Below are 14,803 nucleotides of genomic sequence, written 5' to 3' on the forward strand. Positions count from 1 at the left end.
GATGGAATGGTTGCATGACATCTTCCAGAAGTCGCCCGAATCGGCGCTCTTCCTTTCATTGGCGGTCGGCTACGCCATCGGCAAGATTACCTTCGGGCGCTTCCAGCTCGGCGGCGTGGCGGGCTCGCTGCTCGCCGCGGTGGTGATCAGCCAGTTCGGCGTCGAGATCGACAACGGCGTCAAGGCCGTGATGTTCGCGGTCTTTATCTACGCGGTCGGCTATGAAAGCGGCCCGCAGTTTTTCAACTCGCTGAACCGCAGCTCGCTGCGCGAGATCGCGATGGCGGTCTTCATGGCAGTGTGCGGCCTGGTCACGGTGGTGGTGCTGGCCAAGCTGTTCCATCTCGACAAGGGCCTGGCCGCGGGGCTGGCCGCCGGCGGCATGACGCAGTCGGCCATCATCGGCACGGCGGGCGACGCCATCACCAAGCTGGGCCTGCCGCCCGACCAGGTCAAGACGCTGCAGGCCAACGTGGCGATCGGCTACGCCGTGACCTACGTGTTCGGCTCGCTGGGCGCGATCATTGTCTGCGTGAACATCCTGCCGCGCTTCATGAAGTCGGACCTGAAGACCGACGCCAAGAAGGTCGAGGCGCAGCTGCACGGCGGCCTGCCGCAGTTCGGCCCCGGCCAGCGTGGTGCGCTGCCGCGCCTGGTGGGCCGGCTGTTCCGAGTGAACGACGCCAGCGGCAAGACCGTCTCGCAAGTGGAGATCGGCGGCGAGGACCTGGTGACGGTGGAACGGGTGCAGCGCGGCGGCAAGCAGATCGAAGTCACGCAGGACCTGGTGCTGCAGCACGATGACCTGGTGCTGCTGGTCGGCCGCCGCGACGCGATGGTGCCGGCGGCGGCGCAGATCGGGGAGGAAGTGGCCGACGCCGAGGGCATGGGCGTGGTCATGCAGTCGCGCAACGTGGTGTTCACCGCCAAGGGCATGAACAACAAGACCGTGGCCGAGATCGTCGACATGGTCGGGCGCGACATGCGCCACGGCGTCTATATCGAGCGCATCGAGCGCTATGACCACCCGCTGCCGCTGCTGCCCGAACTGAAGCTGCAGCATGGCGACATCATCACGCTGTATGGCACCCCTGCCGACACCAAGCGCGCCGCCGAGATGGCCGGCTACGAGCTGGTGCCCAGCGAGAAGACGGACTTTGTCTACTTCGGCGCCGGCGTGCTGGTGGGCCTGCTGATCGGCCTGCTGGTCTGGCGCATCGGCTCGATCCCGCTCACGCTGGGCGCGGGCGGCGGCGCGCTGCTGTCGGGCCTGGTGTTCGGCTGGGCGCGGTCCAAGCACAAGATGTTCGGCGCCATGCCGACCGCGGCGTGCCAGTTGCTGAAGGACTTCGGCCTGGCCGCGTTCGTCGCCATCGTCGGCATCAACTCCGGCTTGCAGGCCGTGTCCACGCTGCGCCAGAGCGGGCTGACCATCTTCATCCTGGGCGCGGTGGTGACGCTGCTGCCGCTGTTCCTGACGATGCTGTTCGGCCGCTACGTGCTCAGGTACGACAACGCCGCGCTGCTGGCTGGCGCGCTGGCCGGGTCGCGCAGTGCCAACCCGGCCTTCGGCGGCATCCTCGACAAGGCGGAGAGCCCGGTGCCGACCGTGCCCTTCGCCATCACCTACGCCCTCGCCAACGTGCTGCTGACCCTGCTGGGACCGCTGGTGGTGGGCCTCGTCTAGCCGTTCCCTGACTTTTCACGCTGCGCGGGCCGCCACCTGATACCCCGGCCCGCCAGCCCAACCCGACAAGCGTCTACACAGGAGCAAGCCATGAGCAAAGTCGATATTTCCAAGCTGGCCAGCCTCTCCCCGTTCGAGCTGAAGGACGAGCTGATCAAGCTTGCCAGCAGCGACGCCGAACGCCTGATGCTCAACGCCGGCCGCGGCAATCCCAACTTCCTGGCGACCGTGCCGCGCCACGGCTTCTGGCAACTTGGCCTGTTCGCGATGCGTGAGTCCGAGCGTTCATTCTCGTACATGCCCGAAGGCGTCGGCGGCTTTCCGCGCCGCGACGGTATCGAGGAGCGCTTCGACCTGTTCGCGCGCGAGTTCGCCGACACCCCGGGCGTGAATTTCCTGGCCGGCGCAGTGTCATACGTGCGCGACCAGCTCGGCCTGAACGCCGGCGACTTCCTCTACGAAATGTGCGAAGGCATCCTCGCCTGCAACTATCCGGTGCCGGACCGCATGCTGAAGCTGTCCGAGACCATCGTCGGCCAGTACATCCGCAAGGAGATGATCGGCAACCATCCATTCATCGGCGAGTTCGACCTGTTCGCGGTCGAGGGCGGCACCGCGGCGATGACGTACCTGTTCAACACCATCCGCGAAAACCACCTGCTCAAGGCCGGCGACACCATCGCGCTGGGCATGCCGATCTTCACGCCGTATATCGAGATCCCCGAGCTGAACGACTACCAGCTGGTAGAGCTGTCCGTCGACGCCGATCCCGAATCGCGCTGGCAATACTCGAACAAGGAACTGGACAAGCTGCGCGACCCCAAGGTCAAGGCCTTCTTCCTGGTCAACCCGAGCAATCCGCCGTCGGTGCGCATGAGCGACGAAAGCCTGGAATACCTGGCCTCGATCATCGAAGAGCGCCCCGACCTGATCATCCTGACCGACGACGTCTACGGCACCTTTGCCGACAACTTTGTCTCGCTGTTCGCGATGTGCCCGAAGAACACCATCCTGGTGTATTCGTTCTCCAAGTATTTCGGCGCGACCGGCTGGCGCCTGGGCGTGATCGCCACGCACCGCGACAACATCTTCGACCAGCAGATCGCCAGGCTGCCGCAGGCGCAGCGCGATCAGCTGAACACACGCTACAGTTCGATCACCACCGAGCCGGAGAAGCTCAAGTTCATCGACCGCCTGGTCGCCGACAGCCGCACTGTGGCGCTGAACCACACGGCTGGCCTGTCGACACCGCAGCAGGTGCAGATGGTGCTGTTCTCGCTGTTCTCGCTGATGGACACGCCGGACAACTACAAGAACGCGATGAAGCGGCTGATCCGCAGCCGCAAGGCCGCGCTGTACCGGGAGATCGGCATTGCACCGGAAAGCGATGACCCGAACGCGGTCGACTACTACACGCTGCTCGATATCGAACAGCTCGGCGGCAAGGCGATCGGGCCGGAGTTCGTCAAATGGGTGATGGAGGCGGTCGAGCCCAACGAACTGCTGTTCGAGCTGGCCGACGAGGCCGGCGTGGTGTTGCTGCCGGGCCGCGGGTTCGGTACGCGGCATCCGTCTGGCCGGGTCTCGCTGGCCAACCTCAATGAAGCCGACTACGCCAAGATCGGCCGCGCGATCCGCAAGCTGTTCGAAGAGTATGTGGAGAAGTACAACGCAGCGACGGGGAGCAAGGCGAACAAGAACGTCGTGAAGAAGTAAGCCTTCGTTGGCGTGCGCTGAGGCCCGGCATGATGTCGGGCCTTTTTTATGCGTTGCCGCGCCCCGCCTGGCCCCTTACCGCGATTCGACGAACGCGAGCACCGTGGCCAGCATGCCTTGCAGCGCCGGCTGCAGCCCCGCCGACCGCGCCTCGTCATAGGCAAACGGATACGTCTCGCTCATATAGGCACATTGCGACAGCTCAAGCTGCACCGCATGCACGCCATCCCGCGGCTTGCCGTACTGCCGCGTGATATAGCCGCCCTTGAAGCGCCCGTTAAGCACCGCGGTATGGCCGGGGACCGCACCGGCCTGCTCGAGCAGCTGGTTCGCCAGCCCCGCGTCGCAGCTCTCGCCATTGGCCGTACCGAGGTTGAAATCCGGCAGCTTGCCTTCGAAGAAGCGCGGCAGCACCGAGCGGATCGAATGCGCATCCCACAGCGCGACGGTGCCGTGCCCAGCCTTCAGGCGCGCCAGTTCCGCCGCCAGCGCCGCATGGTACGGACGCCAGATCGCGTCACGGCGCGCGGCGATTTCCGCGTCGTCAGGGCCGTTGCTGCCATCGGCGTAAAGAGCCGTCTTGTCGAAGGTGTCGACCGGGCACAGGCCGGTGGTGTCCTGGCCGGGATACAGGTTGGCATTGTCGGGCGGGCGGTTCAGGTCGACCACGTAGCGCGAATGCGTGGCAACCAGCACCGACGCGCCAAGTTCGCGGGCAAAGCCGTAGAGACGTTCCAGGTGCCAGTCGGTGTCGGGCACGGTGCGCGCCTCGGCAGTGAGGCGCTGCGAAACCGAAGCCGGCAGGTGCGTGCCGACGTGCGGCATCGATACCAGCAGCGGGCGCGTGCCGCGATGCAGGGTGAAGGCGGGGGTATCGGTGGAGAAGGACATGTTCTTTGCAATGCGTTGGGCGGTACCCGGATTTGTCGCAAATTTGGTCGCGAATTTGGTCGCGAATTTGGTCGCGTATCAGTCGGCCAGCAGGCTGGCGCGGGCGGCGATGAATCGCCGCGCGGCTTCGGCCTGCAGCGCATGCGCGCCATGCTGCACGCGGCTGCGGCCGGCGGTGCGGACCTCCGCTAGTGTCTCATGACCGTGGTTCGCGAACACGTGGGTGGCCAGCGCCTGCGCGCCGTCGAGGCCGGCCAGCGTCGGGTGCGCGCCGTCCAGCACCACGAAGTCCGCCTGCTGGCCAGGCGCCAGCCCGGCCACGTCGCGACCACTGGCGCGTGCGCCGCCCGCCACCGCTTCGAGATAGAGGCGATCGGCCACTTGCAGGTAAGTATCCGAGGCCAGCACGTTGCGCTGCTGCAGGCCGAGCCGCTGGCCGTACTCGAACAGGCGCAGTTCCTCGGCCACGCTGACGCTGGCATGGCTGTCCGAGCCGATGCCCCACGCGCCGTGCTGCGCGAGGTAGGGCGCCGCCTCGAACACACCGTCACCGAGGTTCGCTTCGGTGGTCGCGCAGATGCCGGCCACGGCGCCGCTATGCGCGAGGCGCCGGCGCTCGTCCCAGTCCATGTGCGTGGCGTGCACCAGGCACCAGCGCGCGTCGACGTCGACATGATCGAACAGCCACGTCACCGGGCGCGTGCCGGACCAGGCGATGCAGTCGTCGACTTCGCGCTGCTGCTCGGCGATATGGATATGGACCGGCGCCTGCGCGTCGATCGCCTGCAGCCCCGACAGCGCATGCAGCAGGCTGTCTTCGGGCACCGCGCGCAGCGAATGCGGCGCCAGACCGAGACGCGCGCCGGCTTGTGCACACACGGGCGACAGCCGCTCCAGCAGCCGCAGCATGGCGTCGGTGTCATGCAGGAAACGGCGCTGCCCGGACAGCGGCGGCTTGCCGCCGAAGCCGGCGGTCTGGTACAGCACCGGCAGCAACGTCATGCCGATGCCGGTGCGCTGCGCCGCGCGCAGCAGCCGCAGCGACATCTCGGCGGCGTCGGCGTAGGGCTTGCCGTTGGCATCGTGGTGGACGTAGTGGAACTCGCACACGCTGGTATAGCCCGCGCGCAGCATCTCGATATAGAGCTGGGTGGCGATGGCTTCCAGCGTGTCGGGCGAGATCCGCTGCGCGAAGCGGTACATCAGCGTGCGCCAGCTCCAGAACGAATCGGCGCCGGCGGGATTGTCGCCCTGCGGGCGGCTGCGGTATTCGGTCAGGCCGGCAAAGCCACGCTGGAATGCGTGTGAGTGCAGGTTGGGCATGCCCGGCAGCACCGGCCCCGCGGCACGCGGTACGTCGGCGCTTGCGGCGGCATCCGCTTGCACGGTGGCAAGGCGGCCCTGCCCGTCCCAGGCAAGCAGCACATCGCGCGCCCAGCCTTCGGGCAGCAGGGCCCAGTCTGCGAACAGCTGTGAAGCGCTCATGCCGATACGCCTCCCTGCGCTGGATAGATTCGCCCTTGCCGCACAACCGTGGCAGCGGGATTGCGGCCAAACCAATACGCCAGCTCCGCCGGCGAATCGACGCGCCACAGCACGAAGTCGGCCCCACGTCCCGCTTCCAGCTTGCCGTGCCGGTCCGCTGCGCCCAGCGCGCGTGCCGCATGCAGGGTCACGCCGGCCAGCGCTTCAGGCACCGTCAGGCGGAACAGCGTGCAGGCCATATTCATCATCAGCAGCAACGACGTCACCGGCGACGTGCCGGGGTTGTGGTCGGTCGAGATCGCCATCGGCACGCCGTATTGGCGCAACAGCGCGATCGGCGGCAGGTTGGTGTCGCGCAGGAAATAGTAGGCGCCGGGCAGCAGCACCGCGACCGTGCCGGCTTCTGCCATCGCGGCGACGCCTGCATCGTCGAGATGTTCGAGATGGTCCGCCGACAGCGCGCGATGGCGTGCGGCCAGCGCCGCGCCGCCGAGATTGCTGAGCTGCTCGGCGTGCAGCTTGACGCGCAGGCCGTGGCGCGCGGCGGCATCGAAGACGCGTTCGGTCTGCGCGATCGAGAAGCCGATCGATTCACAGAAGGCATCGACGGCGTCGACCAGCCCCTCTTCGGCCAGCGCCGGCAGCATGGTGTTGCACACGAGGTCGATGTAATCGTCGGCGCGGCCCGCATACTCGGGCGGCAGCGCGTGCGCGCCGAGGAAGGTGGTGTGCACCGACACGCCGAACTGCTCGCCCAGCCGGCGTGCCACGCGCAGTTGCTTGCGCTCGGCTTCCAGGCTGAGTCCGTAGCCGGACTTGATCTCGATGGCGGTCACGCCTTCGGCCAGCAGCGGCTGCAGCCGCGCGGCGGCCTGCGCGAACAGCGTGTCTTCGTCGGCACCGCGGGTGGCGCGTACGGTCGAGACGATGCCCCCGCCGGCGCGCGCGATTTCCTCATAACCGGCACCGGCCAGCCGCATCGCGAACTCGTCGGCGCGCTGGCCGCCGTAGACCAGGTGGGTGTGGCAATCCACCAGTCCCGGCGTGATCCACGCGCCGTTGGCATCGTGGCGCGGCAGATCGCGGAAAGCTTGCGGCAATTCGGCGGCAAAGCCGAGCCAGGCGATTCGGCCGTGTTCGACGACGAGCGCGGCATCGCGGATGGCGCGCGCCGGATCGGCATCGGGCAACAGGTGGCAGTTGTGCCAGAGGCCGTCGGCACTGGCGGCGCTGGGCACGGAAGGCAGCGTCATTGGTCGGACTCCATTTCGAGCGTGACACACAGGCACAGCGCATCGCCGCCGCCCGGTGCAAAGGCTTGCCAGCCAGCGGGTTCGCCGGCGGGATACAGCACGCCCTGCCCCGCTTCCAGCGCGACGGCCGGCTGTGCATCCTGCGCCAGCCAGGTGCCGGATACGGCAAGCAGGCATACGGTATCGGCACCGGTGCTGAGGGCAAACCCGTGGCGGAACGCATCAACCCGCGCGCGGCAGCGGCCACGCCGCGTCATCACGTTGAAGTCGCGCGTGGCGCCATCGAGCAGCGCGGCCTGCAAGCCGGTGTCGCCCGAGAATGCAAACGGTGCGCCCGGCTGGACCAGCCTGTGGCTGAAGCTGCCATCGTCGGCGCGCAGCATCACACCGGCGCCGTCGAGCAGCACGATCTGGCGGTCGATGCCGGGGAAGGCGGAGAAGGGACCATCGGCTTCGATATCGGCCACGCTCAGGCGCCAGACGAAGTCATCCATGCCGGCACCCGGCGGCCACACCGCGATCTCGCGCGTGTTGCCGCCGCCGTTCTTCCAGCGCGTCGGGTCGATGCCCGCGAGCGTGAAGTGCTGTGACATCACCGTGCTCATACGCCCTTCACCATCGGCAGGTTCAGGCCCTTTTCCTGCGCGCATTCGATGGCGATGTCGTAGCCCGCATCGGCGTGGCGCATCACGCCGGTGGCCGGGTCGTTCCACAGCACGCGTTCGATGCGCTTGGCGGCGGCATCGGTGCCATCGCACACGATCACCACGCCGGAATGCTGTGAGAAGCCCATGCCGACGCCGCCGCCATGGTGCAGGCTGACCCACGTTGCTCCACCCGCCGTGTTCAGCAGCGCATTGAGCAGCGGCCAGTCCGAGACCGCATCCGAGCCGTCGCGCATGGCTTCGGTCTCGCGGTTGGGCGACGCCACCGAGCCGCAGTCCAGGTGGTCGCGGCCGATTACCACCGGCGCCTTCAGCTCGCCCGACTTCACCATCTCGTTGAAGGCCAGGCCGGCGCGGTGGCGCTCGTCCAGGCCTACCCAGCAGATGCGCGCCGGCAGGCCCTGGAAGGCGATGCGGTCGTGCGCCATGTCGAGCTAGCGGTGCAGGTGCTTGTCCTCGGGGAACAGCTCCTTCATCTTGGCGTCGGTCTTGTAGATATCCTCGGGATCGCCCGACAGCGCCACCCAGCGGAACGGGCCCTTGCCGCGGCAGAACAGCGGGCGGATATAGGCTGGCACGAAACCCGGGAAATCGAAGGCGTTCTTTACGCCCTCATCGAACGCAACCTGACGGATATTGTTGCCATAGTCCACCGTCGGCACGCCCATTTTCTGGAAGTCGAGCATGGCCTGCACGTGCTTGACGATCGATGGGCGCGCGGCCGCTTCCACCGACTTGGGATCGTACGTGCGCGCATGTTCCCATTGATCGACGGTCCAGCCTTGCGGCAGGTAGCCGTTGACCAGGTCGTGCGCCGAGGTCTGGTCGGTGACGATGTGCGGGCGCATGCCGCCGGCCAGCGCGCGCTTGGCAAGCTCCGGCACGATGTCGGCGGCGTTGCCGAGCAGGCCGACCGAGATCGCTTCTTTCTTGGCCGTGGCCTCGGCGATCATCGCCAGCGCCTCGTCCAGCGTGGTGGCCTTCTTGTCGAGATAGCGCGTGCGCAGGCGGAAATCGATGCGCGATTCCTGGCACTCGATCGCCAGCACGCAGGCACCTGCCAGCACACCCGCCAGCGGCTGCGCGCCGCCCATGCCGCCGAGGCCCGCGGTCAGGATCCACTTGCCCGACAGGTCGCCGTTGTAGTGCTGGCGGCCGGCTTCGACAAAGGTCTCATACGTGCCCTGCACGATGCCCTGCGTGCCGATGTAGATCCACGAGCCCGCGGTCATCTGGCCATACATCATCAGGCCGGCGCGGTCGAGTTCGTTGAACTTGTCCCACGTGGCCCAGTGCGGCACCAGGTTGGAGTTGGCGATCAGCACGCGCGGCGCGTCCGGGTGCGTGCGGAACACACCGACCGGCTTGCCCGATTGCACCAGCAGCGACTCGTCTTCGCCCAGGCGGCGCAGACTGTCGAGGATGGCGTCGAAGCATTCCCAGTTGCGCGCGGCCTTGCCAATGCCGCCGTACACCACCAGGTCCTGCGGTCGCTCGGCCACATCCGGATCCAGGTTGTTCTGGATCATGCGGTAGGCGGCTTCGATCAGCCAGTTCTTGCAGTGCAGCTGGGTGCCATGCGGGGCGCGGATTTCGCGCTGGCCGCGCTGGAGGGGTTGGGATTCGGGTGCGTTCATGTGTTGTTCTCCTTTGGATGGCGCTGGTGGCGCGATCGATTCAGGCTGGTGCCACTTGGTACGAGATGGCACGTGGAAGCACTGGCCCTCTCCCCCGCCCCTCTCCCGCGCGCGGGAGAGGGGAGCAAACCGCTGGCCTCTCCAACACTGTCTGGTGTCTCCCCTCTCCCGCCTGCGGGAGAGGGGCCGGGGGAGAGGGCCGGCGTTTCAGGCAGCGTTAGTCGGCAAAATCTCCCGAACGGCAGCAGGCCACCCCGCGCCCGCATCGCCCTGCACCACCCACTGCTTCATCGCTTCGATATCCGGCGCCAGGTAACGGTCGCCTTCCACAAAATCCACTCGCGCGCGGATACGTGCCAGTTCCTGCTCCACCAGCGGCGACGACTTCAGCGGCCGATGGAATTCAATCCCCTGCGCCGCAGCCATTGCCTCGATGCCGACCACCACCGCGGTGTTGGCGGCCATATCGCCCAGCCGGCGCGCGCCGTAGGTGGCCATCGACACATGGTCCTCCTGGTTGGCCGAGGTCGGCAGGCTGTCCACGCTGGACGGATGCGCCAGCGACTTGTTCTCGGAAGCCAGCGCCGCCGCGGTCACCTGCGCGATCATGAAACCCGAGTTCAAGCCGCCATCGCGCACCAGGAACGGCGGCAGGCCGGACAGGCCGGTGTCAAGCAGCAACGCCAGCCGGCGCTCGGAAATCGCACCGATCTCCGCGATCGCCAGCGCGATGATGTCGGCGGCGAAGGCTACCGGCTCGGCGTGGAAGTTCCCGCCGGAGACCACGTCGCCCTGCTCGGAGAACACCAGCGGGTTGTCCGACGCGGCGTTGGCCTCGATCTGCAGGATGCGCGCGGCGTGCTGCAGGTTGTCCAGGCAAGCGCCCATCACCTGCGGCTGGCAGCGGATCGAATACGGGTCCTGCACGCGGCCGCAGGCCTTGTGCGAATCGACGATCTCGCTGCCATCCAGCATCGCGCGCACGGCGCCGGCCACGGCGATCTGGCCGGCCTGGCCGCGGGCTTCATGGATGCGCGCGTCGAACGGCTTGACCGAGCCCTTGATCGCTTCCAGCGACAGCGCGCCCGCCACCAGCCCGGCGGCAAAGGCGTCCTCGGCGGCGAACAGGCCGGCCAGCGCCAGCGCGGTCGACACCTGCGTGCCGTTGAGCAGCGCCAGGCCTTCCTTCGGGCCCAGTTCGAACGCCTTCAGGCCGGCACGGGCCAGGCCTTCGGCGGCCGGCACGCGCTTGCCGTCGACCAGCACGTCGCCCACGCCGATCAGCGTGCACGACATATGCGCCAGCGGCGCCAGGTCGCCCGAGGCACCGACCGAACCCTTGGCCGGGATGCACGGCGTCACGCCATGGTTGACCAGCGCCAGCAATGCCTCGATCAGTTCCGGACGCACGCCGGAATGGCCGCGCGCCAGGCTGACCGCCTTGGTGGCCAGGATCAGGCGCACCGTATCCTCGGCCAGGTCCGGACCGGTACCGACGCTGTGCGACAGCACCAGGTTGCGCTGCAGCTGCGCCAGCTTGTCGTTGGGGATGCGGGTCTGCGCCAGCTTGCCGAAGCCCGTATTGATGCCGTAGACCACGGCGTCGGCGTCGATGATGTCCTGCACGGTGGCCTGCGCCGCGCGCACGCCGGCCCAGGCGGAATCGGCCATGGCCACGCGCACTTCGCCGCGGTAGATGCGGCGCAGGTCGGCCAGGGTGACTTGGCCCGGCTGCAAGGTCAGCAGCGGGCGGGAGGCTTGGTCGTGTTGGCTGGCAGTCATTTGTATGTTCCTGTCTATACAGCTTAGGCTAAAAATTGAACCAGAGGCCGATCCCACGAGGGAATCAGCCGAAAGCGGGATTGCCGTCGGCGCGGAAGCGGCTGCCGAGGCGGTAGCGGTTGCCCGGATGCAGGCAACGAACGAATGTCACCGGCACGCCGTTGGTCCAGGTGCGGCGGGTCAGCATCAGGCAAGGTTGCGTCGGCGGCATTTCCAGTTGCGCGGCCTGCTCCGGCGTGGCGGCAATGGCATCGACCACGTGCTCCACCTGATCGTAGGGCACGTGGCGCAACAGGTATTCGCCGGGCTGGGTCGCGCTGAAGTCCTGGCCGATGAAGTCCGGCGCCACGCGCGGGTTCACGTAGCGGTCTTCCAGCTGCACCGGCACGCCGTCTTCGCGATGCACGCAGACCGAATGGAATACCGACTCGCCGGTATGCAGCTCCAGCGCGGCGGCTACCTCGATCGACGCCGAAACCCGCTCGACCAGGATCACGTCGCAGGCATAGTCATGCCCGCGCATGCGGATCTCGTCCTGCAGGTTGACCACGGACAGCAGCGTGGACTGCGGCTTGTGCTCGGCGACGAAGGTGCCGACACCGGCGACGCGCACCACCCGCCCCTGCTCCGACAGTTCGCGCAGGGCCCGGTTGACGGTCATGCGCGAGACGCCGAAGCGGTTCACCAGTTCCTGCTCCGACGGCACCCGGTCGCCCGGCTGCCATGCGCCGCTCTGGATCTGGCGGGCGATGTACTCCTTCACCTGCTGGTAGAGCGCGGTGGGAGAGGAAGCAGGGGTGGCGGAGCCGACGGCGTGGTTCATGGCGTTTCAGTGCTCGGCCGCGGCAATGGCCTCGGCGCGGATTTCCTCGGTCAGCCGCGCCTTGAGCGCGGAAAACTCCGGAGAGGTCTTGATCGTGTAATGGCGCGGATGCGGGAAATCGACCGCGATATCGCTCTTGATCCGACCCGGCCTGGCGGAAAACACCGCCACCCGGTTGGCCATGAAAATGGCCTCGTCGATATCATGGGTCACGAATAATACCGTCTTGCGCGACGCTTCCCATATGCCGAGCAATAACTCCTGCATCAGCACGCGGGTCTGGTTGTCAAGCGCGCCGAACGGTTCGTCGAGCAGCAGGATCTTGGGATCGTTGGCCAGCGCCCGCGCGATCGCGGTGCGCTGCTGCATGCCGCCCGACAGCTGCTTCGGGTAATGGTGCTCGAAGCCGCGCAGCCCCACGCGCTGGATAAAGAAGTCGCTGCGCTCCTTCTGCTCCGCCGCGCTCATGCCGCGCTCGCGCAGCCCGAAGCGCACGTTCTGCTCGATCGTCAGCCAGGGGAACAGCGTGTACGACTGGAAAACCATGCCGCGGTCGGCGCCGGGATCGGAGACCGGCTGGCCGTCGAGCAGCACACGGCCGGTGGAAGGCGTGTCCAGCCCGGCCACGATGCGCAGCAGGGTGGACTTGCCGCAGCCCGACGGACCCAGGATGGTGACGAAGTCGTTGTCGCGCACCTCGAAGTCGACCGGCTGCAACGCCAGCGTCTGTCCGCCGCGCGGGTTGGAAAAGGTACGCGAGACCTGCTGGATGGACAGTGCGCTCATTGGATCGAACTCCACGGGAACAGGCGCTGGTTGGCGCGCTTGAAGACAAGGTCGGAGACCAGGCCGATGCAGCCGATCACGATGATGCCGAAAATGATCTGCCCGGTATTGAGCAGCGCCTGGCTGTCGGTGATCATGTGCCCGATGCCCGACGACGAGCCGATCAGCTCGGCCACGATCACATAGGTCCAGGCCCAGCCCAGCACCAGCCGCAGGATCTCGGCAATTTCCGGCGCGGCGCCCGGGATCAGCACGCGGCGCACGATGCCGGCGCTGTTGGCACCCAGCGTGTAGGCCGCCTCGACCAGATCCTTGCGCGCGCCGCCGACCGCCACCGCCACCATCAGCACGATCTGGAAGAACGAGCCGATGAAGATCACCAGCAGCTTCTGGGTCTCGCCGATGCCGGCCCACAGGATCAGCAGCGGGATGAAGGCCGACGCCGGCAGGTAGCGGCAGAACGAGACGAAGGGCTCGAAGAACGCCTCGGCTGCCTTGTACGCGCCCATGAAGATGCCCAGCGGCACTGCCAGCACCGCCGCCAGCACGAAGCCGCCGACCACGCGCCACACCGTCATGCCGATGTCGCCGATGAAGTTGTGCTCGGTGAACAGGATCAGGCCCTCTTTGGCCATCGTCAGCGGATCGGCCAGGAACGTGCGCGGCACGAAGCCGCCCAGCGTTACCACGGCCCACACGCCGAAGAACAGCACGAAGAAAGACAGGCCCAGCATCCAGCGCTTATTGGGCGACACCGGCACCAGCGGTGCCAGCCAGGGATGGCGCCGGCGCGCCGGCGCCGCCGTGGGGGCGGACACCGCCGCTGCGGGCGCGTGGGAACCGATTCGGGCTTGCGTCATGACGTCACGCCTCCTTGCGACTGCTGTGCTTACTTGAGGAAACGCGCGTCATACAACGCCGTCACGTCGGGCACCTGGCGGATCACGCCGATGTCCATCAGCACGCCCGCCGCTTCCTTGCTGAAGCTGGCGAGCTCGCCGGCAAAGAACTTCTTGTTGGCCTCCCGATCCTGCCAGCGCAGGTAGGCGGCCGACTTCGCGAACTGCTCGGCGGTCTGCTTGACCGCGGCGCCCATGATTTCGTTGGACTTCTCCGGCTCCTTGCGGATCATCTCCAGCGCCTCGAAGTAGCTGTCGACCAGCGCCTGCGCCGCCTTGGGGTTCTCCTTGAGCCACTTGGGCGCGCAGCCCAGCGTGTCGGTCACCATCGGGTAGTCCAGCGTGGTCGCCAGGATCTTGCCCTTGTCCGGGTTCTGGCGGACGGTGGACAGGTACGGCTCGTAGGTCATGGCGCCGTCGTTCTGGCCGGCCACGAAGGCCTGCGCGGCCGCCTGCGGCGACAGCGTCGTGGTCTTGACGTCCTTGAGCGACATGCCGTTCTTCTTCAGCATCCAGGCCAGGCCGAAATACGGCGCGGTGCCCGGCGCATCGACGCCGATGGTCTTGCCCTTCAGGTCGGCGAAGCTCTTGACGTCGCTGCGCACGGCCAGGCCGTCGGCGCCGTAGGACTTGTCGAGCTGCACGATCTGGGTGATCGGCACGCCGTTGGCGTTCCAGGCCACATGGGTCTCGACGGTAGTTGCCGCGCACTGGATCGCACCGGCTGCCAGCGCTAGGTGACGGTCCTTCTGCGGAATCATCTTGATGTCGACCTCGACGCCGTTTTTCTTGAAGATGCCGGCCTTGTCGGCCAGCGTCAGCGGCGCGAAGCCGGTCCAGCCGCTCATGCCGAGCGTGACCTTGGTGGTCTGCGCGTAGCCGGCGCCGGCCATGGTAACTGCCGCGGCAAATAGCGCGGCCTGCATTGCCTTGCGGCCACGAACCCTGCTTTGAATCCTGCCCTGCATGCGGCTTTCCATCCTCATCGGTACGCTCCTTTGGTGTGTCCGTCTACGGCAGGCCATGCTTGTGGCGCGCTCGTTTTCGGGCATTAAACAATGCCTGTATATACAAGTCAACGTAGGGGTTACACGGGGGGCGGGCGCTGAAGGTTGCCTGGAAAAGCATATGAGGCCAGGGATTCATCAACCACTACGGCGCATGTTCCGCGCACTGTTG

Annotated in this window: 11 protein-coding genes and 1 pseudogene; 2 read left to right on the forward strand and 10 right to left on the reverse strand. The window is 67.0% G+C overall.

The window, feature by feature from the left end; genetic code table 11:
* The first annotated feature begins 1 nt into the window (after position 1).
* Positions 2–1,687, forward strand: a complete 1,686-nt coding sequence (gene aspT / locus ACIP1U_RS05175) for an aspartate-alanine antiporter (protein WP_400312459.1) — start codon at positions 2–4, stop codon at positions 1,685–1,687.
* 90 nt (positions 1,688–1,777) lie between these two features.
* A complete protein-coding gene (locus ACIP1U_RS05180; protein ID WP_400312461.1) occupies positions 1,778–3,403 on the forward strand; it encodes a bifunctional aspartate transaminase/aspartate 4-decarboxylase in 1,626 nt (541 codons plus the stop codon).
* 75 nt (positions 3,404–3,478) lie between these two features.
* Here ACIP1U_RS05180 and hutG read toward each other — a convergent pair whose 3' ends face one another.
* From hutG to ACIP1U_RS05230, 10 genes and pseudogenes are all read right to left on the reverse strand, one after another.
* On the reverse strand, positions 3,479–4,294 hold the full coding sequence (gene hutG / locus ACIP1U_RS05185; protein WP_400312463.1) for an N-formylglutamate deformylase: 816 nt from the start codon (positions 4,292–4,294) through the stop codon (positions 3,479–3,481).
* A 78-nt stretch (positions 4,295–4,372) separates the two neighbouring features.
* On the reverse strand, positions 4,373–5,779 hold the full coding sequence (locus ACIP1U_RS05190) for a formimidoylglutamate deiminase (RefSeq protein WP_400312465.1): 1,407 nt from the start codon (positions 5,777–5,779) through the stop codon (positions 4,373–4,375).
* Entirely contained in the window at positions 5,776–7,032 is a 1,257-nt protein-coding gene (gene hutI, locus ACIP1U_RS05195; protein ID WP_400312466.1) for an imidazolonepropionase, read from the reverse strand. The genes ACIP1U_RS05190 and hutI overlap by 4 nt, the downstream gene beginning before the upstream one ends.
* Positions 7,029–7,637 carry a HutD family protein gene (locus ACIP1U_RS05200; RefSeq protein WP_400312468.1) on the reverse strand — a complete coding sequence of 203 codons (609 nt, stop codon included), beginning with the start codon at positions 7,635–7,637 and terminating at the stop codon, positions 7,029–7,031. The genes hutI and ACIP1U_RS05200 overlap by 4 nt, the downstream gene beginning before the upstream one ends.
* Positions 7,634–9,334 (reverse strand): annotated as a pseudogene (gene hutU, locus ACIP1U_RS05205) (urocanate hydratase). The gene ACIP1U_RS05200 and the pseudogene hutU overlap by 4 nt, the downstream one beginning before the upstream one ends.
* A 207-nt stretch (positions 9,335–9,541) precedes the next feature.
* Positions 9,542–11,116 carry a histidine ammonia-lyase gene (gene hutH / locus ACIP1U_RS05210; protein ID WP_400312470.1) on the reverse strand — a complete coding sequence of 525 codons (1,575 nt, stop codon included), beginning with the start codon at positions 11,114–11,116 and terminating at the stop codon, positions 9,542–9,544.
* Between the two features lie 64 nt (positions 11,117–11,180).
* A complete protein-coding gene (hutC, locus tag ACIP1U_RS05215; protein ID WP_029046008.1) occupies positions 11,181–11,939 on the reverse strand; it encodes a histidine utilization repressor in 759 nt (252 codons plus the stop codon).
* A gap of 6 nt (positions 11,940–11,945) precedes the next feature.
* Positions 11,946–12,725 (reverse strand): ABC transporter ATP-binding protein, encoded by a 780-nt coding sequence (locus ACIP1U_RS05220; RefSeq protein WP_063240172.1) that lies wholly within the window; start codon positions 12,723–12,725, stop codon positions 11,946–11,948.
* On the reverse strand, positions 12,722–13,585 hold the full coding sequence (locus ACIP1U_RS05225) for an ABC transporter permease (RefSeq protein WP_400312472.1): 864 nt from the start codon (positions 13,583–13,585) through the stop codon (positions 12,722–12,724). Before ACIP1U_RS05225 ends, ACIP1U_RS05220 begins: the two co-directional genes overlap by 4 nt.
* A 29-nt stretch (positions 13,586–13,614) precedes the next feature.
* Complete coding sequence (locus ACIP1U_RS05230; RefSeq protein WP_400312832.1) at positions 13,615–14,550, reverse strand: ABC transporter substrate-binding protein; 936 nt, start codon at positions 14,548–14,550, stop codon at positions 13,615–13,617.
* Positions 14,551–14,803: the final 253 nt, after the last annotated feature.

The organism is Cupriavidus sp. NPDC089707 (genome assembly GCF_044748965.1).
Lineage (GTDB): Bacteria > Pseudomonadota > Gammaproteobacteria > Burkholderiales > Burkholderiaceae > Cupriavidus.

Bases quoted from the DNA above. Each gene is read 5' to 3' on its own strand.
- ACIP1U_RS05200 (WP_400312468.1), bottom strand. From the start codon at position 7,637: ATGAGCACGGTGATGTCACAGCACTTCACGCTCGCGGGCATCGACCCG.
- hutI (WP_400312466.1), bottom strand. From the start codon at position 7,032: ATGACGCTGCCTTCCGTGCCCAGCGCCGCCAGTGCCGACGGCCTCTGG.
- ACIP1U_RS05180 (WP_400312461.1), top strand. From the start codon at position 1,778: ATGAGCAAAGTCGATATTTCCAAGCTGGCCAGCCTCTCCCCGTTCGAG.
- ACIP1U_RS05225 (WP_400312472.1), bottom strand. From the start codon at position 13,585: ATGACGCAAGCCCGAATCGGTTCCCACGCGCCCGCAGCGGCGGTGTCC.
- hutH (WP_400312470.1), bottom strand. From the start codon at position 11,116: ATGACTGCCAGCCAACACGACCAAGCCTCCCGCCCGCTGCTGACCTTG.
- ACIP1U_RS05230 (WP_400312832.1), bottom strand. From the start codon at position 14,550: ATGCAGGCCGCGCTATTTGCCGCGGCAGTTACCATGGCCGGCGCCGGC.
- ACIP1U_RS05190 (WP_400312465.1), bottom strand. From the start codon at position 5,779: ATGAGCGCTTCACAGCTGTTCGCAGACTGGGCCCTGCTGCCCGAAGGC.
- aspT (WP_400312459.1), top strand. From the start codon at position 2: ATGGAATGGTTGCATGACATCTTCCAGAAGTCGCCCGAATCGGCGCTC.
- ACIP1U_RS05220 (WP_063240172.1), bottom strand. From the start codon at position 12,725: ATGAGCGCACTGTCCATCCAGCAGGTCTCGCGTACCTTTTCCAACCCG.
- hutG (WP_400312463.1), bottom strand. From the start codon at position 4,294: ATGTCCTTCTCCACCGATACCCCCGCCTTCACCCTGCATCGCGGCACG.
- hutC (WP_029046008.1), bottom strand. From the start codon at position 11,939: ATGAACCACGCCGTCGGCTCCGCCACCCCTGCTTCCTCTCCCACCGCG.